Origin of the sequence: uncultured Adlercreutzia sp., from assembly GCF_958431955.1 — a bacterium.
Classification (GTDB): Bacteria; Actinomycetota; Coriobacteriia; order Coriobacteriales; family Eggerthellaceae; genus Adlercreutzia.
The window spans coordinates 1-20,455 of record NZ_CAUASN010000043.1 but is presented as its reverse complement, the minus strand read 5'-3'; the positions used below and the strand labels follow the sequence as shown (position 1 = coordinate 20,455).

Annotated in this window: 13 protein-coding genes and 2 pseudogenes; 2 read left to right on the top strand and 13 right to left on the bottom strand. The window is 66.2% G+C overall.

Annotated features, from left to right (window positions below):
* Positions 1-407: pseudogene (locus Q5064_RS10325) on the bottom strand (hypothetical protein); the annotation flags it as partial.
* Here Q5064_RS10325 and Q5064_RS10320 point away from each other — a divergent pair.
* Positions 376-777, top strand: coding sequence for a hypothetical protein (locus tag Q5064_RS10320; RefSeq protein WP_302964434.1), 402 nt, complete (start codon positions 376-378; stop codon positions 775-777). The pseudogene Q5064_RS10325 and the gene Q5064_RS10320 sit on opposite strands and share 32 nt — an antisense overlap.
* Before the next feature lie 224 nt (positions 778-1,001).
* Here Q5064_RS10320 and Q5064_RS10315 read toward each other — a convergent pair whose 3' ends face one another.
* The 6 genes from Q5064_RS10315 to Q5064_RS10290 all read right to left on the bottom strand — a co-directional run bounded on the left by Q5064_RS10315 (position 1,002) and on the right by Q5064_RS10290 (position 8,176).
* A complete protein-coding gene (locus Q5064_RS10315) occupies positions 1,002-2,144 on the bottom strand; it encodes an ATP-binding protein (protein ID WP_302964431.1) in 1,143 nt (380 codons plus the stop codon).
* Positions 2,145-2,354: 210 nt separating this feature from the next.
* A complete protein-coding gene (gene ispF, locus Q5064_RS10310; RefSeq protein WP_302964428.1) occupies positions 2,355-2,849 on the bottom strand; it encodes a 2-C-methyl-D-erythritol 2,4-cyclodiphosphate synthase in 495 nt (164 codons plus the stop codon).
* 257 nt (positions 2,850-3,106) lie between these two features.
* Positions 3,107-3,949, bottom strand: a complete 843-nt coding sequence (gene ispD / locus Q5064_RS10305; protein WP_302964427.1) for a 2-C-methyl-D-erythritol 4-phosphate cytidylyltransferase — start codon at positions 3,947-3,949, stop codon at positions 3,107-3,109.
* A gap of 73 nt (positions 3,950-4,022) precedes the next feature.
* Positions 4,023-6,545, bottom strand: coding sequence for a homocysteine S-methyltransferase family protein (locus tag Q5064_RS10300; RefSeq protein WP_302964425.1), 2,523 nt, complete (start codon positions 6,543-6,545; stop codon positions 4,023-4,025).
* Between the two features lie 13 nt (positions 6,546-6,558).
* A complete protein-coding gene (locus tag Q5064_RS10295; RefSeq protein ID WP_302964423.1) occupies positions 6,559-7,296 on the bottom strand; it encodes a vitamin B12 dependent methionine synthase in 738 nt (245 codons plus the stop codon).
* A gap of 13 nt (positions 7,297-7,309) precedes the next feature.
* On the bottom strand, positions 7,310-8,176 hold the full coding sequence (locus Q5064_RS10290) for a methylenetetrahydrofolate reductase (RefSeq protein WP_302964421.1): 867 nt from the start codon (positions 8,174-8,176) through the stop codon (positions 7,310-7,312).
* 148 nt (positions 8,177-8,324) lie between these two features.
* Between Q5064_RS10290 and Q5064_RS10285 the strand changes: the two genes are divergently transcribed.
* On the top strand, positions 8,325-9,410 hold the full coding sequence (locus tag Q5064_RS10285; RefSeq protein ID WP_302964420.1) for a hypothetical protein: 1,086 nt from the start codon (positions 8,325-8,327) through the stop codon (positions 9,408-9,410).
* Positions 9,411-9,440: 30 nt separating this feature from the next.
* Here Q5064_RS10285 and Q5064_RS10280 read toward each other — a convergent pair whose 3' ends face one another.
* The 6 genes and pseudogenes from Q5064_RS10280 to Q5064_RS10255 form a co-directional block, all read right to left on the bottom strand.
* Entirely contained in the window at positions 9,441-10,316 is an 876-nt protein-coding gene (locus tag Q5064_RS10280; RefSeq protein WP_302964417.1) for an alpha/beta hydrolase, read from the bottom strand.
* 242 nt (positions 10,317-10,558) lie between these two features.
* Positions 10,559-11,008: a flavodoxin family protein gene (locus tag Q5064_RS10275; RefSeq protein ID WP_302964414.1), complete on the bottom strand. Its 450-nt coding sequence runs from the start codon at positions 11,006-11,008 to the stop codon at positions 10,559-10,561.
* Positions 11,009-11,310: 302 nt separating this feature from the next.
* Complete coding sequence (locus tag Q5064_RS10270) at positions 11,311-13,893, bottom strand: ATP-dependent Clp protease ATP-binding subunit (protein ID WP_302964412.1); 2,583 nt, start codon at positions 13,891-13,893, stop codon at positions 11,311-11,313.
* Between the two features lie 136 nt (positions 13,894-14,029).
* On the bottom strand, positions 14,030-15,163 hold the full coding sequence (locus Q5064_RS10265; protein ID WP_302964410.1) for an ion transporter: 1,134 nt from the start codon (positions 15,161-15,163) through the stop codon (positions 14,030-14,032).
* A gap of 118 nt (positions 15,164-15,281) precedes the next feature.
* Positions 15,282-19,886 carry an isopeptide-forming domain-containing fimbrial protein gene (locus Q5064_RS10260; RefSeq protein ID WP_302964408.1) on the bottom strand — a complete coding sequence of 1,535 codons (4,605 nt, stop codon included), beginning with the start codon at positions 19,884-19,886 and terminating at the stop codon, positions 15,282-15,284.
* 223 nt (positions 19,887-20,109) lie between these two features.
* A pseudogene (locus Q5064_RS10255) lies at positions 20,110-20,455 on the bottom strand (lysine--tRNA ligase); the annotation flags it as partial.

The following is a 20,455-nucleotide window of genomic DNA, read 5'->3' as shown; positions in this document are numbered from 1 at the left end:
CCCGAGACCCCCGAGGTGCCCGATGCGCCCGAGGGGCCGGACACCCCGTCCGACCCGGCTCCCCCGACCGAGCCGGACGAGCCCGCGGCGCCGGACGCGCCGGACAGCCCCACGACGCCGGACGAGCCGGAAGATGCGGAAGACCCCAAGCAGCCGAGCGACGGGGAGGGCGCGGGTGCACCGGGCGGAACCGGTGGCGAGGAGAGCCCCGGCGCACCGAGCACCGGCGGAAGCGCGGGCGCGTCGGACGGCTCCGACCGGCCCTCGGCGCCGCAGGCCCCGACTGCCGGAGGGACGGGCGGCGCAACCACGGGCAGCGCAACCGCGGGCGGCGCGGCCCCGACGGTCAGGCTTCCCCAGCTGAGCTCTGCGGCCGTGCCGTCCCCCGGCGGCAATGCGCCCGGCACGATCACCGCGGCCCTCGCCGGCGAGCGCTCCACGCAGCGCCTCTTCGCAACCGATGGCCGCACGGCAGCCTCGACGCCGGCCGCCTCCCGCACCGCGGCCGCCGACGGGCAGACCGCCGCCGGCGACACGAGAGGCGCAGCGACCTCGCAGAACGCCAACGCGGCCGCAGGCACCGAGCCGAGCCGCTCGCGTATCGACGACGATGCCACAGCCCTCGCCTCGGCTCCCGGCGACGAGGCCTCGCAGCCCAGCCTCTGGCAGTGGCCCCTCGCCGCAGCAGCCCTCGCGGCCGCGGCCGGCGGCGCTGTGTTCGCCCTGCTGCGCCGTCGCCGCCCGGAAGACGAGACGCAGCAGCCGTCTCGCCGCTAGGCAAGCAGCATCGGGGGCCATGGCGGCCCCACAGGTGAAGAACGCGGAAGGCCGGCCCTCTCAAGCCGGCCTTCCGCATGAGAGAGCCGTGGAGGCGCGACGGCGCAGTTACTCCCCACGCGCGAGGGCATCGAAGTCGATAGCGGTGTAGTTGCCTGTGGCGCCGACACCGCATCCCAAGACAGCTCGACCGCCAGCGCAACATGGGTGCACGGCCTGGGCTTTTAAGCCCTCTTCCCCACGTAGCGGGCCATGTGCGGAATAGCGAACTTCACATAACCGAAGTCGTCCGGCACAATAACCTTCTCGGCGATGAGCACTTCTCGATACTTGTTGGCCCAGCTGCGGCTCTTCCCCAGTCGATCAGCGATGTCGGCCACCTTCGTCGGAGCCGGATCGTCGGCAGCCATGGCGCAGACGAACTTGCGAGCCGCGGGGCTGAGGGCTTCGAAGGCCGGTGCGCAGACCGCATCGCCGAAGGCCAGCAGCGCGTCTTCGAAGCCGCGCTCGACATCTCGGTTATCAACCACGCTGCGACCCCCGCGCTCTGCAGACTGCCAGACGTAGTAGCCCACCAGCTGAATCATGTACGGATACCCCGCCGTCAGCTCCGCGCACCGCAGGGCCAGCTCGCTATCCAGCTGCTTCCCCGATTCCGCGAACGACAGCTCGTAAGCACCACGCACATCAGGCAGGGGCACATCCCCCAACTCCCGTTTCAGCGAGCGCCGCAGAAACGTGAGCACCTTATGGTTGACCAACTCGTCCACAAGCGAGGGCAGTCCCGCGAAGGCGAAGGCCACGCCCTTCTTCTGGGAATCGGGTAATGGCGAAAGATCCTGGTCGGCGATAACGTGCTGCACCGCCGTTGCGATGGCAACCAAGTCGTCGTGGCTGGCAGCCTGGGTCTCGTCGATGGTGAAGAGGATCCCCTTTCCCTTCTTGACCCGCCGGCTTTCAAGCATCTCGTTGATGGCATTGCGCAGCGTAAGAGCAGCTGTGTCGTCAAAAGAGATTGAAGTACTGCCCAGGCTCGCCGAAGCCACACCGGGAATGCCAATGGAAGGACTTAGCGTCGCGCTTTCCACACGCCAGCTCTTAGGACTCAAGGCGCGCACCAGGCGAGCAGTCAACCCTTCCGAAGCCGTCTCGGAGAGGCTCACCCAGCCCGCTTCTTCAGCAAGACGCCGGAGCTCAGTGAGCATGACGGTCTTTCCGTAGCCACGCTGACCCATGATGAGCATGAGCCGCCCCGGCGCACCAGCTCCGTTGACAAGGGCCTCCTGGAAATCGTCGATGATGTTCTGCCGCCCGATAAGAATCGGAGGCATCTTGCCCGCTGTCGGTTTGAAAGGGTTGGCGGTCATGGCGTCTCCTCACATTGCACTATTTGCACCGAGTTTACACTATTTGCACCGACTTTACACCACTTGCACCGAGTTTGTATTGCGTGCGTCATTCCACCGCCGCATTTTCTCGCCGGCCTCAGAAAAGGCCGCAGGCCCCGGGGCCGACGGTCTTAAACCTCACGAGGGGCAGCCCTTCCCCGCTAGCACAAAAATAGCTTGCGCCAACCTCTACTCCACCCGGCACACGAGGCAGGTGGCGTAGGCGGTGATGCCCTCCTCGCGGCCCTCGGGGCCCAAGTGCTCGGTGGTGGTGGCCTTCACGCCCACGTTCTCCACGGGAAGGCCCATGGCGGCGGCCAGGTTCTCGCGCATGGCCTCGCGGTAGGGGGAGAGCTTCGGCGCTTGGGCGGCGATGACGCTGTCCACGTCGATGATCTCGAAGCCCCGGTCGCGCACGAAGCGGGCCACCTCGGCCAAAAGCTTCAGCGAGTCGGCGTCCTTGTAGGCCGGGTCGGTGTCGGGGAAAAGCTTGCCGATGTCGCCCCCGCGCACCGCGCCCAAGAGCGCGTCGGAGACGGCGTGGGCCAGCACATCGGCATCAGAATGCCCGTCGAGACCCTGATAATGGGGAATGTCCACCCCGCCCAAGATGAGCTTGCGCCCCGCGGCGAACGCATGCACGTCCATCCCAAGGCCCGTGCGCAGATTGCGCAAGTCGTTCATGGAGGCTCCTTCCATCCCTCTTCCCCTTTCGGTCGTTGAAAGGGGCCTATTTTGCAGCAAATCGGGAGTTATGAGCGTCAAACAGCAACGTTCGCGTCCCTCCCGCCATCGTCTTTTCACAAAACCCCAGGTCGCATTCCTGCAGTTTTTGGGTGGAGCGGAAGGAGCCCTCTGCAGACGCTCATAACTCCCGATTTGCTGCAGAGAGGGCCCTTCCCACCGACCGATCCGCCTGCTCCGGCAGAGCGAGCGGTGCTTTACCGATGCTCGGAGTTCAGGAGCATGGTGCGCACGGCGCTGGCTAGAAGGACGTAGTCCTCGGGCACCGTGAGCTTGATGTTGTCGCGCTTGCCCTCCACCACGAGCACGCGGCCGCCCAAGCGCTCGATGAGCGACGAGTCGTCGGTGCCCACGAAGCCGTCGGAGAGTGCGCTCGCATGGGCGCGGCGATAGATGCCCGCGCGGAACACCTGGGGCGTTTGCGCGTTCCAGAACACGCTGCGGTCGGGGGTGCCCACGATGACGCCGTCTTCCACCACCTTCAGCGTGTCCACCGCTGGATGCGCCACCACGGCACCGTCGGCATCGAAGTTGCCCTTCACCGTGTTGATGGTGTGCTCGATCAGCTCAGGCGACACGAGCGGACGGGCGCCATCGTGCAGCACCACGTACTCGTACTCGTCGCCCACCATCTCCAGCCCCGAGAAGGCCGATTCCTGGCGGATGGAACCCGAGGGCGCCAGCACCACCGGGGTGACGAAGGGGAACGGGTCAATGGCTCGCGACAGATATTCCCGCATGCGCTCCTCGGGGCACACGATGACGATGAGACCCACATCGCCCACGGCGTCGAAGGCCTCGGCCGACCAGGTGAGGATGGGCTTGCCGGCGATTTCCACCAGCTGCTTGCCCCCCTCCTTGCCGAAGCGCTCGCCCGTGCCGCCGGCCAGGATGATGGCCGCCGTCTGCGGGTTCTTGTCCACCTTGCCCTGCAGCTGCAAAAGCGGACAGGTGAGCGCGTCGAAATCGAAGTCGTCGCCCATGAGCGTGGGCTCCTGCAAAACGGACGCCTCGAAAATCGGATCGACGATCTTGGTCATAACATCCCCCTTGGGGCGCGGTGTCGTACGTGTCGTTCCCTAGTATAGTGCAAAGGCGCGAAGGCGCAGGCCCTCAGCCGAAGAACGCCGTGGCGATGCGGGCCGATTCGGCGGCGTCCTTCGCGTAGAAGTCGGCGCCGATGGATGCCGCGAACTCGGCGGTGACCACCGCGCCGCCCACCATGAGCCGCGCCTCGGGGCACTCCTCGTGCACGAGCGCGATGGTGCGCTCCATGGCGCCGACGGTGGTAGTCATGAGCGCCGAGAGCCCCACGAGACGCGCGCCGGTGTCCTGCACGGCGGCGAGCACCGCCTCGGGCGCCACATCGCGGCCGAGGTCGATGACGGGAAAGCCGTAGTTCTCCAGGAGCATCTTCACGATGTTCTTGCCGATGTCGTGGATGTCGCCCTCCACCGTGGCCACGATGATGGCGCGCTCGGCGTCGGGCGCGGCGGGTGCGCCAGCGGAGGCTGCGTCGGCCGTCTGGGCACGGATGACGTCGAAGCCGGCCTTTACCGCCTCGGCAGCGGCCATGAGCTGGGGCAGGAAGAAAGCTCCCGCGTCGTAGCGGCGCCCCACCTCGTCGAGCACGGGCACGAACACGTCGTTGATGATGGCGATGCCGTCGTGGCGCTCAAGCAGATCGGCGGTGGCGGCGGCCATGGGCGCGTCGCGGCCCTGCAGCACGTAGGACACCATGGCCCGCACGGCCTCGGCGTCGTCGGCAAAGGCATCGGTCACGGACACGGGGCACTCCTCGGCAGCGGCGGCGGAGGCGGCCGGGCCGGGCGTGGGGGCACCCTCCGGAGCCGCCGCGGGCCCGTCGTAGGGGTCGGCCGCGTGCGCGTAGTCATCCAGGAAGCGCGCCGCCCCCGCGTCCTGGCCGTTCAGCACGCGGAAGGCATTCACCGTATCGGCGTAGCGGGCCGACAGCGGGTTCAGAATGGGCATATCGAGCCCGGCCCCGAAGGCCGCGGCCAAAAAGACGGAGTTCACAAGCGGGCGTGCGGGCAGGCCGAAGCTCACGTTGGACACGCCGAGCACCGTGCGCACGCCGAGCTCCTGCTTGCAGAGCGTGACGGCCCGCAGGATCTCGCGCACCTCGTCCTGGTTGGTGGCGGCGGCCATGACCAGGCAGTCGATGGCCACATCCTCCCGCGGAATGCCATGCTCCTCGGCGGCCGCCACGATGCGCCGTGCGATGGCGAGGCGCCCCTCGGCCGTGGGCGGGATGCCGTCCTCGTCCAGGGTGAGTCCCACCACCGTGCAGCCGTAGCGGGCCACCACGGGCAGCACCGCCGCCAGGTTCGCCGCCTTCCCGTTCACGGAGTTCACCATGGGCCGCCCCGCATAGCCGCGCGCCGCCGCGTTTATGGCCGCAGGGTCGGCCGAATCCAGCTGCAAGGGAGCCGGACAGGTAGCCTGCAGCGTGCGCACCGCGCGGGCGAGCACCGCCGGCTCGTCGATGCCGGGCACGCCCACGTTCACATCCAGAATGTCGACCCCGGCCCGCACCTGGGCCACAGCCTCGCCCACCAGGTAGTCGAAGTCGCCCGCCTGAATGGCCGCGCGCAGCTTCTTCTTCCCCGTGGGGTTGATGCGCTCGCCGATGACCGCCACCTGGGCGGCGCCGGCAGGCAGGCTCGTCATCTCCTGGGCGCTCGTCACCGTAAAGGCGGCCCGGTAGGTGGGCGCGGCGGGACGCCGGTCGCCCAGCAGGCGCGCCAGAGCGGCGATGTGCGCCGGCGTGGTGCCGCAGCAGCCGCCCACCACGGTAGCGCCCGCGTCCAGAATGGGCGCCATGGCACGCGCGAAGTCCTCGGGCCCCACGTCGAACACCGTGCGCCCGTCCACCACGCGCGGCAGCCCCGCATTGGGCTGGGCCATGAGCAGGCCGCGGGCATGGGGCGCGGCCTCGGCCGCCAGGGGCGCCAGCTCGTCGGGGCCGAGCGAGCAGTTGAGGCCCACTGCCGCAGCTCCCAGCGCCGACAGCGTGGACGCCGCGATGGCCGGCGTAGTGCCGAGGAAGGTGCGGCCGTCTTCCCCGAAGCTCATGGTGGAAAACACGGGCAGCGCGGTCTGCTCCACGGCGGCGAGCACGGCCGCCTTCGCCTCCAGAAGATCGGTCATGGTCTCCACCACAATGAGGTCGCAGCCGGCCGCCTCGGCTGCGCGGGCCTGTTCGGCGAAGATGTCGTAGGCCTCGTCGAAGGCGAGGCTGCCCAAAGGCTCGAGCAAGCTGCCCGTGGGGCCGATGTCCCCGGCCACGAGCGGCGCGCCGGCCGCGCGGGCCACCTCGGCCGCCGCCGCGTACACCTCGGCCACCGTCGCCCCCGTGCCAGCCAACTTCAGCCGGTTCGAGCCGAAGGTGTTGGTGGTGATGCACTGGGCGCCCGCTTCCACGTACTGGCGCTGGATGGCAGCGATATCGTCGGGGTGGGTCAGGTTCAAGAGATCGGGATTCTCGTGCACCTTCGCCAGCCCCGCCTGCTGCACGAGCGTGCCCATGCCGCCGTCGAAGAGCAGGAAGTCCTCGCGGTCGAGCGCCCGTCGCAGCAGGTCGCTTTCCACCCGCACCTCGCGCATGAGTCCCATAGCTTTCTCCCTTTCACTCGCCCCGCAGATCGGGGTCGCGGAATCCGACAATGGCCGTGATGCTCTTGGAGGGCACGAGCATGTTCGCCGCCGTGAGCGTAACGCCCAGGGCGCGGCCCGCGTCGAGCGCCTCCAGAAACGGCCCCTGCACGCTGAGGGGCAGATCACCATAGCCCGGGCTGAAGCGCCAGGTGGGCGCGCACCCGCGCCGGGCGGCCGCCTCGTCCACGAACCCGTTGAGCACGCCGGCCGCCTGCTCCACGAGCGAGGAGGCGCAGGCGTCGGCAAGCATGCCGCCCGTGGCGCTCACGGCCGCCTCGCGGCGCAGCACCATCTCGCTTGACGGCCCCAGCGTAACGGCCATGAGGGCCGCCTGCGCGCAGCCCCGCAGATGCCGCGCGATGGATTCGCCGGGCAGCACCAGGTTCGTGCCCGTAACGGCAATGCCGCCTTCGGTCGCGCACACGGGGAACACCCGGAAGACGCCCCGGGGCGCGAGCTCCCGCTCGCAGAGCACGGCGGCCTCTTCCAGCCGCGACGCAAGCTCGTCGTCCACCGACTGGCCGCGATGGCCGAGGAAGGCCCACGCCTCGCGGCGCTTCACCGATGCCGTAAGTACGCAGGGGCGCCCCTCGCCCGTCGCGGGCGCCGGCGCCGCGCTCGACGCAGCCGGCGCAGCCGGCGAGACAGCTGCAGCAGTCCCAGCCGCACTCCCGGCCTCCTCACGTCCCGCACCGCACGCCTCCGCCACGACTGCCCCCGCCCTAGGCGCGGAAGCCCGCGTCGGCCAGGGCCGTGGCGGCGGCCTGGGCGATATCGGGATGGTTCATCGAGTACACGTGCACGCCGTCCACCTGGTTGCGGGCCAAGTCCACCAGCTGGTGGCAGGCGTATTCCACACCGGCCTCGCGCAGGGCGGCCGGATCGTCCTCGTGCTTCGCCAGCAGCTTCACGATGGGCGACGGCAGCGAGCTGCCGCACAGGAACACCATGCGCTGGATCTGCGACTTCCCTAGAAACGGCATGACGCCGCAGGTGATGGGCCGCGTGACGCCCGCCGCCAGGGCGCGCTCGCGGAAACGGTAGAAATCGGCGTTGTCGAAGAACAGCTGGGTGACGAAGAAATCGGCCCCGGCGTCTTGCTTCTCCTTCAAGTGGCGCAGGTCCTCATCCAAATCGAGGCAGTCGATGTGCCCTTCGGGATAGGCCGCCGCACCTACGCAGAAGCCGGCATCCTTCAGAAGCGGGATGAGGTCGGCCCCGTGGCGGAAATCGCCCGGCTGGGCATCGCCCACCAAGTCGCCCCGCAGCGCGAGCACCGTGGTAATGCCCGCGGCCTTCAAGTCAGAGATGGCGGTCTCAATGGTCTCGCGCGTGGAGTTCACACAGGTCAGGTGGGCCACAGCGGGAATGTGCGCCTCGTTCTGGATGAGCGAGGCCACTTCAATGGTCTGACCCCCGTTGCCCGAGCCGCCGGCCGAGCACGTGACCGAGATGAAATCGGGCCGCGCGAGCGCCATGCCGCCCACCACCTTGCGCGCCGCATCCAAGGTCAGCGAGCCCTTCGGCGGGAACATCTCCACCGAGAAGGGAATCGAACGCGGGGCGAACAGCGAGGCAACGGGCTCCATGGGGCTTTACTCCTTCATCTCCTTACAGGTGGCTCCTATTATACGGCCACACCGACCGCCCCTTCGACCCCCATCGCCCGACGGTCATCCCCGAAACCGTCCTCGCGGTTGCCGTATAATGGGGCAACGCCGTGAAAGGAGGTGCGCTGTGCTGTACCAGCTGATGAACAAAGACGTGGTGGTAGCCACTTACGAGGAGGAGCGCCGCCTCGACGACTATCGGTACAATGAGGTTGAACGCTTCGGCAGGTATCTGCCCTATGGATTCGTCAATATCAACGACTGGATCGACGGGCGTCAAATCGCCAAGCACCGCACGTCCATCGAGAAGCTCATGCGCGAGCTGGGCCTTACCACGCGCCACGACTTCATCGCCATGGCGCGCTGCCTCGCGCTGACCGACACGTTTTGGATGAAACGTGCCGAAGAGGACATCTCCTGGAACGACGTGTCGCTCTACCGTAATCCCTTTGACGACGTGATCGCTCGCATCGCCTTCGATGGCACCGGCATGTATGGGCGGCAGAACTCTCCCACCTCCCCCGAATTCGCCACCTCTGGTTCGTTTGCAAAGTGCTGGGTACGCGAGGGCAATGACATCTCGCTGCTCAAGCGCGGCTCGACCGGCTACGCCAACGCCGGCTTCGAGCCCTATTCGGAGGCGCTCGCATCCGACTTGCTGGATGCGGCTGGCATCGACCATGTGCCTTACACCATCGAAAACTACCACGGCAAGCTGGCGAGCAAATGCCCTCTGTTTACTTCAGAGGAGGTCGGCTTCGTCTCCGCCCATCGCTTCTTCGAAGGCCCCTTCGATGTCGAAGACATGCTCGCTTTCTGCAATGCCCACGGAGCCGAAGAGTCTTTCCGCGAAATGGTGGTCATGGATGCTCTCATGGCCAATGTGGATCGCCATGCGGGCAACTACGGCTTTCTCGTAGACAACGCCACCGGCGAGGTGCTGCGCATGGCGCCGCTATTCGATCAGAACATGGCATGCCTGCCCATGATGATGGAGCACGACGACTTCGACACCTACCTGAGCATGATCGGGCCGAAGATCGGCGCCTCGTTCACGACCATCGCGCGTGAGCTTATCACCTCCGACATCCGTGCCAAGCTGGTGACTCTGAAGGACTTCGAGTACACCGACCCGGGCTTTGACTACCCCGCCTGGAAGCTCGACGCCGTGCAGCGCTGCAAGGACCGCATGATCGCCGACATCCTGGCATAGGCGCAGGCGCGCTCTACCCCAACCCAGTTGTTAGCGGTGCGCGAGCCAGAAATCCAGCGCGCCCTGCATCCAGCCCTCGGCGGCAGTGCCCTCCCCGGTGCCGAAGCCATGGGGCATTCCGGGATACACCACGATATCGGCCGCCACGCCCGCACTCTGCAGGTTGCGGATACGCCGCTCCATGACCGAAGCGTTGGCGATGCCATCGCGATCGCCCACCACCGCGTAGGTGGCAGGATCGTGAGCCGTGTACTCGCTCTGGCCGGTATAGGCCATGACCACCGCCGCAGGCCGCGGCAGATCGGCCCCGCCGAAGGCCGCCGTACCGTAGGATCCTATGGCCGCCGCCATGCGCGCCCCGGCCGAAGAGCCCCACAGCGAATAGCCCTCCGTGGAAAGGCCCAGCTCGTCGGCGTGGTCGAAGATGAAAGTGAGAGCCTGGGCCAGATCCTCTACAGCCCACTGACCCGAGCCCTCCCGATAGGAGAGCGAAAATGCGTTGATGCCCCGCTCGGACAGCCACTGCGCATGGGGCAGGCTCTCATGGAGCGAACCCACATAGGAAAAGCCACCACCTGGGTTCACCACGGCGAAGGGCGCGCCTGGCCGGCCACGGAAGTAGAACAGCACGGCGTCGGCCTTAGCGGGATCGGCCGCAATGGCCGCCTCGTCGTAGACCGGATAGGCAACGACTTCGCCCGCGTTCGCATCGTCAATCAGACGGTTGAGCGCTGCTACGGCCTGCGAGGGCCGGACATTGGAGTGATAGGGCAAAAGGGCGTCTTCGCCGCCAATGGTAGCACCCTGCTCACGAACCCCGTGCCAGGGCAGAAGGGCGTTGCCCCAACCGCCGAAGGCAGAGTTGCCCGCCACATCCATCAGAGGCGTGTTCTCAGTTACCGCCATAGCGGCACCATCTTCTTTCTGGGACGGTTTTCCGTCATCATCCGAAACAGAAGGGCTCTCGGCTTCCGAAGGGCCATCGATACCCGCATCGGCAGCGTTCTCGTCAACTGCTTCTTCCAAGGCCCCGGAAATCGAGATCTCGTTATCCCGATCATCCCGATCCTCAGCGCAGCCGGCCAGGCTCGCCGCCGTCAGAACCGTCAGCATCAAGGCGAGCAGCGTTCTCGCAACACCCATCGGCACTACAGACGCTCCCCCATTTTGCGCGCCTCGGCATCGCTGGTCGCCATGCCCATGTATTCCATACCGTACAGGTTCGCGAAGCGGTTCATGGTGTACTCGCCCCATTTCAGCATGTCCGGTGTGGGAGCGGCACCCTGGAAGATGAAGAAGAGCCGACGGCCGCTCAGGCTCTTTTCGGGCACGGGGCCGTAGAAGCGGTCGAGCAGGTTGCGCATCATGCCCGAAAGGTTGTGCCAGTAGACCGGTGAACCCATGACGATGGTGTCAGCAGCACGCACTGCCTCGATAACCTCGTCGAACTGGTCGTCATCGTCGAAAACCTGGCCGTAGTCGTACACCTTGGTATCCGCAAGGTCGATCTCGACGTAATCGCGCTCGCCGATGAGCTCGCGCCCCATGCGGGCGGTGTTGCCGTCCTTCTCGCCGCCGTTGATGAACAAAATGCTCATGTCAGTACCTCATTTCTCGTAGATAGCGCGGTATCAGGCCCTCGAAGGCGCGCGCACCGCCGTGCTGCACTCGGAAGTGGGTGCAGTTGTCCGCACCCCATCATGGACTCTTCCCTTGAGCTAAGGAAGTCTCGATACGTTGAGCAGTTTGAACCCCGGGGTTGCAGCTGACACACGGTGCCGCACAGCCTCGCAAAGACCCCACGATCGTCGGCATTCTGGCATAAAGAGAAGGCCCCGCGGGGCCTTCTCTCGTAGGTGCTTGTCCGATGCCGCGGCCTTGTAAGGCCCGCGTCTGCGGGCTACTCTCCGCCGGCGATGGAGCCAGCCGGCGTCCCGGCACCGCGGCCGCTGCCCGCTCCGGCGTGACCCAAATCGTAGTTCGTGAGCAGCAGCTCGGCATCGCGGGCGATGGAGTCGCGCTTGCGGGGCGCGGGGATGCTGCCGGTACCCTCGTTGAACACGAGCTCCTCGCCGTCCTCGCCGACGGTGACGTCCACCACACTGCCGCTCGTCCAGCGGCCCTCGAGAATCTGCTCGGAGAGCGGGTCCTCCAGCAGGCGCTGGATGGCACGGCGCAGAGGACGGGCGCCGAAGGCGGTGTCGGTGCCTTCGCGGGCCACGAGGCGCTTGGCGGCGTCGTCCAGGTTGATGGTCATGTTCTGGGCGATCATGCGCTCGCGCAGCTCGGCCACCATGAGGTCGACGATTTGCACGATCTCATCCTCGGTCAGGCTCTTGAACACAATGATCTCGTCGATGCGGTTCAAGAACTCGGGGCGGAAGGCGTTCTTCAGCTCGTGCATCACGCGGCTCTTGATCTCCTTGTCGGAAAGCCCGTTCTGGCCCGAGTTGGAGAAGCCGAGCGTGGTCGTGGTGGTGATGTCGCGGGCGCCCACGTTCGACGTCATGATGATGACCGTGTTGCGGAAGTCCACCGTGCGGCCCTGGGCGTCGGTGAGACGGCCCTCCTCCAGGATCTGCAGCAAGATGTTGAACACGTCCGGGTGCGCCTTCTCGATCTCATCGAAGAGCACCACCGAGTAGGGGCGCTGGCGCACGGCCTTGGTGAGCTGGCCGCCCTCGTCGAAGCCCACGTAGCCCGGAGGCGAGCCCACCAAACGCGACACCGTGTGCTTCTCCATGTACTCGGACATGTCGAAGGACAAAAGCGCGTCCTCGGAGTTGAAGAGGAACTCGGCCAGCGACTTCGCCAGCTCGGTCTTGCCCACGCCCGACGGCCCCAGGAAGATGAACGAGCCGGCGGGACGCTTCGGATCCTTCAGGCCGGAACGGCTGCGGCGGATGGCCTTGGAAAGCGCGGTCACGGCCTCGTCCTGGCCCACGATGCGCTCATGGAGCACGCCCTCCATGCGCAGCAGCTTCTCGGTCTCGGCCTCGGTGAGGCTGGAGACCGGCACGCCCGTGGACATGGACACCACGTCGGCGATGTCCTCCACGGTCACGTTCTGCACCGTCTTGGAGGTGTCCTCCTCCCACTGCTTCTCGGCCTCTTCGCGCTCCTTCTTCACCTTTTCTTCCTCGTCGCGCAGCTCGGCGGCGCGCTCGAAGTTCTGATCGCCAATGGCCTTATCCTTCTCGGAGCGAATCTTGCGCAGCTTCTCGTCAAGGTCGCGCAGCTCCTTGGGCAGGGTCATGTTGCGGATGCGCATGCGGGCACCGGCCTCGTCCATCACGTCGATGGCCTTGTCGGGCAGGTAGCGGTCCTGGATGTAGCGGTTCGCCAGCTGCACGGCAGCGGTGAGCGCCTCGTCGGTGAAGTGCACGTTGTGATGCGCCTCGTACTTGTCGCGCAGGCCCTCCATGATGCGCACGGCCTGTTCCTCGTTGGGCTCGTTGATGGTGAGCGGCTGGAAGCGGCGCTCCAGGGCCGAGTCTTTCTCGAGGTGCTTGCGGAACTCCTCCAGCGTGGTGGCGCCGATGATCTGGATCTCGCCGCGGGACAGCGGCGGCTTCAGGATGGCGGCCGCGTCGATGGAGCCCTCGGCGGAACCGGCGCCGATGATGGTGTGGATTTCGTCGATGAACAGCAGCACGTCGCCCGCGTCCATGACTTCCTTGATGACCTTCTTCAGGCGCTCCTCGAACTCGCCGCGGTACTTCGAGCCGGCCACGAGCGCCGACACGTCCAGCGTGATGAGACGCTTGTTGCGCAGGATGTCGGGCACCTGGTTCGCCACGATGAGCTGCGCGAGCCCCTCGGCGATGGCGGTCTTGCCCACGCCGGGCTCACCCAGGATGAGCGGGTTGTTCTTCTGGCGGCGCGAGAGGATCTGCATGACGCGCTCGATCTCCGAGGCGCGGCCGATGACCGGATCGAGCTTGCCCTCGCGGGCCTTCTTCGTGAGATCGGTGCCGAACTCGGTGAGCATGGAGTCCGACGAGGCCGGCCCATCAAAACCGCTGCGGCCGGCATACACGGGCGATTGGCCCACCAGATCGTTCAGGGCGCCGCGCACATCATCGCCGGTGACGCCGAGCCGTCCCAGCACCTCGAGCGCGGTGCCTTCGCCCTCGCGCACGATGCCGAGCAGCAAATGCTCGGTGGAGATGTAGGACTGCCCCATCTGCATGGCCTCGCGCAGGGAGTTCTCCAGCACGCGCTTCACGCGCGGCGTGAACGACAGGTGGCCGGACACGTCGGCGTCCTCGTCGATGGTGACCACCTGACGGATGGCCTGCACCACGCCGTCGTAGGTGACGTTCAGGCGGTCGAGCGCCTGGGCGGCCAGACCGTCCTTCTCCTGGATGAGGCCGAGCAGGATGTGCTCGGTGCCCACGTAGGGCTGATGGAGCGCGCGCGCCTCATCCTGAGCCAGGACAAGCACCTTGCGCGCTTTGTCCGTGAATTTCTCGAATGACATGGCTTCCTCGTTCCTTGGTTGGTGCCCGCCTCAGATGCTTCTCTCTCGTTTTCCAACACGCCGGGCACGGAATATAGTTCCCGAGCAGTTTAGCACTCACGCGCCCGAATTGCTAAATCCCGTGCTCGGGAAGGCCCTATTTGTGGTCACGTTGTGTGGGGGCGGCCCCCTGCAACGCAGCGTCATCCTGGCCGCGCTCTTCCGCAGGCTGATCCTCCCGCGCCTGCTTCGCCGCGGCCTGCTCCTCCTCGTCGCGGTCGTCCTGGCGAGCGTCCTCGCGGCGCACGTCGCGCTCGATCTTGCGCAGGTTCGCGTTCTGGAACTCGGCCACGAAGCCGGCTGAGAAGATGCCGCCCGGAATGGCCACGAGCGCCACCGAGAGGATCATGATGATGGAGCCCACGATGCGGCCGGCCGGCGTGATGGGCACCAAGTCGCCGTAGCCGGTGCCGGTGACGGTGGTCACAGCCCAATAGACCCCCGATAGGAGGTTGTTGAACTTGTCGGGCTGAGCCGGGTGCTCGATCTGGTACATGACCACGCTTGAGACCACCACGAGCATGGCGATGACGAAGAAGGCGGCGGCAATCTCGCGGTAGTGCTTCGCGACCACCCGGCCGATAGTGCGCAGGCCTCGCATGTAGCGCGAGATCTTCACGAGGCGCACGAGGCGCACCACGGCCATGATCTGCACCACGGCTGCCGTCATCGGCACGAACCACGCCACCATGTTCGGCGCGAAGGACAGAAAGTCGATGATGCCCCAGGCCGACACTGCATAACGCAGCCGCGCCTGCGCCGGCGTGCAGTCGCCGTAGGCCAGGTCGGCGACCCATAAGCGGCCGAGGTACTCCACGAAGAAGCAGACGGTCGAGAACTTGTAGAAGGCCTGGATGACGTTCGAAGCGACCGGGTCGAGCCCCGGCTGGGCGGAGACGAACACCACCACGGCGTTCAGCACGATGAGCACGAACAGGGCGCCGCCCACGATGCGCGCCGGCCAATTCGCCCGCTTCAGGTTCTCCAAGGCGTAGAAGGTCTCGCGCTTGAACTGGGATGAATCGCCCAGCTTCAGGCGCAGCTCCTCGCGGCGCGTGCGCTCGCGACGGCGCGCGCGTCCCTTGCGGCGCTCGGAGGCGTCGGGGCGGCTGAGTGGGCTGCGATGGGCGGTCGGGTGGCCCGCGGAGGCGTCGGGCGCGCGCTCCTCGGAGGTGTCAGCCGACTGCCCCTTCCCGCGCTCGGCGTCGGTGCGTCTCTCGGGTTCTGCCATCGGTTAGACCTCCTCTCGCCCCTCGCGCTTCGTGCAGGTTACCTTCTCATTCTAAAAACGGATGGGCCCGCACCTCTCGATGCGGGCCCATCCGTAAGTAAGTTGGTAACTGTTCGCCCTAGCGCCGGCGGCGAGCCGTCAGCACCGCTCCAGCCGCAGCAGCCGCCAGCGCGGCCATGGCCGCGACCGCGGCGAGCACGACAGCCGCCGAGGTGTCGCCGGTGGCGGCCAGGCGCGTCACCTTCGTGCCGTCGGCTGCCAGAACCCCGTCGCGCGCATCGTCGGGGTGCGGGTACACCGGGTCGGTGCGGGTGGCCCCGTCGGGAATGACCACGCGCCCGGGATGGTACGGGTCGCCCTCGCGGTACGGGCCTCCCTCGATCCACTCGTTGCCGGGAACCTCGGTGCCTCCGTGGGCAGCGCCCACGTTGCCGATATCGGCCCCCGCGGCGTTCTCTGCGACCACCGCGTCAAAGGAGAGCACTGCCTGCTGGCCGGCCGCCAAACTGCCCGCGTACACGGCAATGGTACGCGTCGAGGCATCGTAGGCATCCTTGGCGACGGAAATCTCCGCCCCGTCGGCCCCCACGAGCTTCAGCGTGGCCAGATCGGGCACAACCCCCTCGGGCAGCTGGTCGTAGACCACCACGTCCGTCCAGAGAGACCCCGCCTTCGGGTTCGCCACCGTCACGTCGTAGTGGACGCGGTCGCCCGCCCGGGTCTGCTCGTCGGTGCCGCGCGTGAGGTTCTTCGCAGTCTTCACCACCGAGCGCTCGGGATCGCCCCAGTACACGTTCTTGTCGCCATCCGAGACCGTGGGATAGGTCGGCTCTCCGGACGTGGCGTTCGCCTCGTCGCCATGGGGCGTGTCGCCCTCGGCGGTAGCGGTCGACCCGATATCCCCGCCATGAGCGCCCTCGCCCACCAGCTCCTCGTAGACGAGTTGGTACACCTCCCCGCCGCCGATGGAGCCGGGCCTGAAGGTGATCTCGCCCGTCTCGGGGTTGTAGGCGTCATCGGGCAGCGGCGTCGTGCTGCCATCGGGATGCACCACCATAATGGAGCCGGGCACCACCGTCACCCCGTCGGGCACCTTATCGGTCACCGTCACATCGCCCCACACCGAATCGGGCTCGGTGTTGGCAATGGTCACCGTGACCTTCAGCGTGTCCCCCACCTGCACGGGAGCATCGGGGTCGGTCACGTTGACCACGTCCTTCTCCACCGAGGGCTTCGGATCGAAGGGGGTGACCGGCCAGCTTCCCGGCCTGTCGCTCGCCGTGCCGTCGCCGTCGGGACGCGGATTGGGCGTGGCCGGATCGGTCGTCTTCGGATCCATGGCGGCTCCGTTGGAATTCTTGCCCGACGCCACGGCCACATTGCCGATGTCGCGGTTGGACGCGCCCTCCTCGGTATCGGCCGCATCGATGGCCTTCGAGTTGATCGTCGCCTCGAAGGTCAGGCGGTACGTCTCGCCACCCTTGATAGCCGGGACGGTGCAGGACAGGGTGCCCGTAGCGGCATCGAAGCCCTCGGCATCGGAAACCGGCGTCGAGGAGCCATCGGGGGCCACCAGCTTCAAGGTGCCCGGCACGAAGGTGATGCCGGCGGGCAGCGCGTCGGTTATCGCCACGTCGCGCCAGCTGGAATTCGCCGGGCCCTGGTTCGCCGCCTCGATCGTATAGGAGAGGCGGTCGCCCACGTTGTTCTCGCCCGTCAGATGCGTGAGGTTCTGCACCGTCTTGGAAGTGGCGGGCTTCGCCGCGCGCACGGGATAGAGCGACACGTCCTCATCGGGCATCGTGGTCTCCGGAGTCACCTCGGCCACCGAGCCGCCCGGTGTGAACGTCCAGCCGACGATGCCGTCGGGATCGTCGATCTTGTCGGTCGCGCCCAGCTTATCGAGCACATCGAGCACCGGCTCGTCGTAGGGCACGTCGGGCTCAGTTGCCACCGGGTTGCCCTCGTCGTCGCGCACGGTGAAGCTGTGCTTGTTGGCGATCCAGACCGCGTACACGTCGTTGCGCCCCGCATGGAGCGAGGTCTCGCCCGTGAACTGGTTGCCCGGAGCCGCCAGGGGCATGATGTCCGCATCGGCCGAAGCCAGGCGGGCGGCCGCCTTGGCCACGACGCCGAAATCACCCTCGGGCGCCGTCGCCCAATAGCGCTCGTCGTAGCCCTCGCGGTCGGGTACGCCGGGCAGCTTCCCGCCCACCGAGGCGCCCACGAGGTAGCATCCCGGATCCACCTGGTACACCTCGTACAAGTCGCTTTCCTCGGCCTCGTCCACGTGCACGCCGTCGTTCCAGTGGTACACCACGTAGGCCGCCTCGCCGATGGTGACGACCTTCGACCCCTGGGCCTTCAGCACCGAACCGTCCTCATTCACCCACTCGTAGCCGAGCTGGTACACCCCGCAGTCCTCGGGCTTGGCGGTGCGGCCGCCGGAGAGCATCGCCTCCAAGTCGTCGGTCCAGGGAATCGGCTCGAACTCGCCCTGGTCGTTCTGCTTGTACAGAACGACGTTCAGCTTGTCGTCGTTCATGGTGTCGCCCAAGTCGTAGGAGAGCGTGCCGTCCCCGTTGATGGTGGACTGCGCATCCTTCGGGAAGTCGACGGAGGTGATCTTGTACTTCTCCAGCTTGTCTTCCTTGCTGTCGTTGCTCTCGTCGAGCAGGAAGCTGTTGAGGGCCGTGGAGGTGGTGGTCACGAAGTTGATGGTGTCGCGGTGATCGTAGAGGATGGACTGGTTGTCGGGCACCTTCATGCCATCCAGGTTCACGCTGGGCAGCGAGGTGACCACATCTCCGCTATCGAGGCCAGAGGCGCCGAAGGACGCCATGGCGATGGCGGTGGTGGGGACGAGGCGCAAGCGCCGCATGCCCACTACCCCGCTCGACTTTTCGGTGGCGTTTACCTGGAGCCAGCCGATGCCCGGGGCTACCGAGGAGACGTTGTCGGAGGTGCCCACGTCGGACAGCGAGACGATGGGGATGTCGCCGTCGAGAATGGGGCTGATGTTGGGATAGAGGGGGTTTTCGGGATCCTCGCCCACGTAGTTGGCCCAGGCGATGCTGTAGCCGCCCTTGCCGGAGTTGGCGTTGTTGGTGAGCGGGAAGGTGTAGCGGATGCGGCGCACGGTGTCGTAGGCCGACCCGTCCTCGGAGGCGTAGAGGTGCACCGTGCTCGTGGAGGCCACCGACGAGGCGCGCACCGATGCGTCCTCCGATTCCACGAAGACCCGCAGCTCCGGATAGCCGCCGGTCGAGGTGACCCAAACGGAGTCGCCGTCGGCGTCCGTCAGGCCCTTCAGGCCGTCGCCTGCAATGAGCTCGCGGGTGAGCAGGCCCCCCACCTTCCCGGCCACGGCACCCAGGTCGCACATGGCCGTGGTCTGCTTGTCGTAGTAGCAGTTCACGAGCGTGCCGCTGTCGTCGCCGGCAAAACCCGTGACCCTCTTGTTGGTAAGGCGATTCCCGTTCTCGTCGAGCGGAGTGCCGTCCTCGTCGGAGCGCAACGTGCCAACCTCGCCGGCAGCATAGCAGTTGGTGAAGGACATACCGGCGCCTAAACCCGCAAAGCCGCCCATATTCTGGCCTCCGGAGGCCATGCCCACCATAGATGTGGAATAGCAGTTAGTGAAGGTGGTCGTCGCCGACCCTCCCGAGGAGGAATCCCACTTGCCAATAAAGCCACCGATGGTGTCAGTTCCCTCGATCTTGCCAGCCGCATAGCAGTTCTCGAAAACATGGGAACCGCCATGGGTCACACCTTGGAACACGCCCGTCTGGTTATTGCCGTACACGTCGATATTGGTAAAGCAGTTGCGATATACGTTCGGGCCTGTATCGCAGGAGGAAAAACCGCCCGAATGGCCTGCCGGCACAATAAGCGTTCCATTGATGGCGTAGCAGTTTTCAATAAGGGTATTGATGTAGGGGGCTTCGATGAAACCCGCGCTGCACGCACCGCCGTACACATGAACACCATCGGCATAGGTATCTCTGACGATCTTCTTGCCCGCTGCTAGGTTCAAACCGCCCTGAGCGGCATTGTAGCCGCCAAAGCCGATGGCCCCAGCCATAACCGCCCAGGAGCCTCCCTTCGCATTGTCCTGCCACACCAGCGCCTCCTCGACACCACAGCCGAGTACCTGGCCGGCGGCGTACTGGCCCACAAGCGGTGCACCGTAGGCCTTGGCACTGTTGATCTGGGCATTCGACACCGTTATGTTCTTGAGGATAAACTCCTCATTGGCAGTTGAGGCAATCAGGCCCGTTCGCGCTGTGGCCTTTGAGTACAAGTTGTAGACCGTATGCCCATTGCCGTCGAGCACCCAGGCGCTGTTGACATCGGGACCCACCCAATTCCTGCCGCTCTTGCCGCCCAGATCGAGATCGTTTTGCAGCTGGCAGCTCTTCTGGTTCTGAAGGCACCAGCGGAACTGCTCGGCCGTCGTCACCCGATAGGGGTCATCGACCGTTCCCGAGCCTGCCGTCGGCTGTTCAGCGGTGCCGTCCCATTCGGGCAGGCCGGTATCGGCCCACGAGAACTTCGCGACGCACTCGTCCCAGCGGGCCTCATAATAGGCAGGCTGTCCCGGCTGCGGGCCCGTTGCCGCGAAGGCGAGACCCCCTCCCATGAGCGAAATGGCGAGAGCCGCCAGAAGAGCTCCGAGCGCTGCCGCAGCATGGCGGCGCACCATGTACATGGCATGTACCATATTCAACACCCCGAATCACCGTTACCAAATAGATGGGTAACCGTTTCCTAACGGTTGACTATGATACTCCTTGCCGTGCAATTCGGGGGAAACTGTTATCCGAAAAGGCAATTCCCGCCGCCGAGAAGCAAGCGCTCAGCGCCGTCGACGCCTACTTCTAGAAGCAGATGGGCCCGCGCTCCTCAGCGCGGGCCCATCCATAAGTAAGTGGGTAGCCGATCGCCTAGTACAGCTTGGCGCCGGCAGGAATGCGGTCATCCACCATGAGCAGGTTCAGGCGCTCCTCCGGCTCACCGTCCTCGCCCGGCACCTCGTGCACGGCGCTGATGATCATGCCGCAGGAGTTAATGCCCATCATCTTGCGCGGCGGCAGGTTGGTGATGGCGATGAGGGTGCGGCCCACCAGCTCCTCCGGCTCGTAGTAGGCGTGGATGCCCGACAAGATGGTGCGGTCTTCGCCCGTGCCGTCGTCGAGCGTGAACTGCAGCAGCTTCTTGCTCTTCGGCACGGCGATGCACTCCTTCACCTTCACGGCACGGAAGTCCGACTTGCTGAAGGTGTCGAAGTCC

Excerpts from the sequence above, each read along its gene's own strand:
- Q5064_RS10275 (WP_302964414.1), bottom strand. The coding sequence starts at position 11,008 with ATGAGCATTTTGTTCATCAACGGCGGCGAGAAGGACGGCAACACCGCC.
- Q5064_RS10270 (WP_302964412.1), bottom strand. The coding sequence starts at position 13,893 with ATGTCATTCGAGAAATTCACGGACAAAGCGCGCAAGGTGCTTGTCCTG.
- ispF (WP_302964428.1), bottom strand. The coding sequence starts at position 2,849 with ATGAACGACTTGCGCAATCTGCGCACGGGCCTTGGGATGGACGTGCAT.
- Q5064_RS10265 (WP_302964410.1), bottom strand. The coding sequence starts at position 15,163 with ATGGCAGAACCCGAGAGACGCACCGACGCCGAGCGCGGGAAGGGGCAG.
- Q5064_RS10260 (WP_302964408.1), bottom strand. The coding sequence starts at position 19,886 with ATGGTACATGCCATGTACATGGTGCGCCGCCATGCTGCGGCAGCGCTC.
- ispD (WP_302964427.1), bottom strand. The coding sequence starts at position 3,949 with ATGACCAAGATCGTCGATCCGATTTTCGAGGCGTCCGTTTTGCAGGAG.
- Q5064_RS10315 (WP_302964431.1), bottom strand. The coding sequence starts at position 2,144 with ATGACCGCCAACCCTTTCAAACCGACAGCGGGCAAGATGCCTCCGATT.
- Q5064_RS10280 (WP_302964417.1), bottom strand. The coding sequence starts at position 10,316 with ATGGCGGTAACTGAGAACACGCCTCTGATGGATGTGGCGGGCAACTCT.
- Q5064_RS10290 (WP_302964421.1), bottom strand. The coding sequence starts at position 8,176 with ATGGAGCCCGTTGCCTCGCTGTTCGCCCCGCGTTCGATTCCCTTCTCG.
- Q5064_RS10300 (WP_302964425.1), bottom strand. The coding sequence starts at position 6,545 with ATGGGACTCATGCGCGAGGTGCGGGTGGAAAGCGACCTGCTGCGACGG.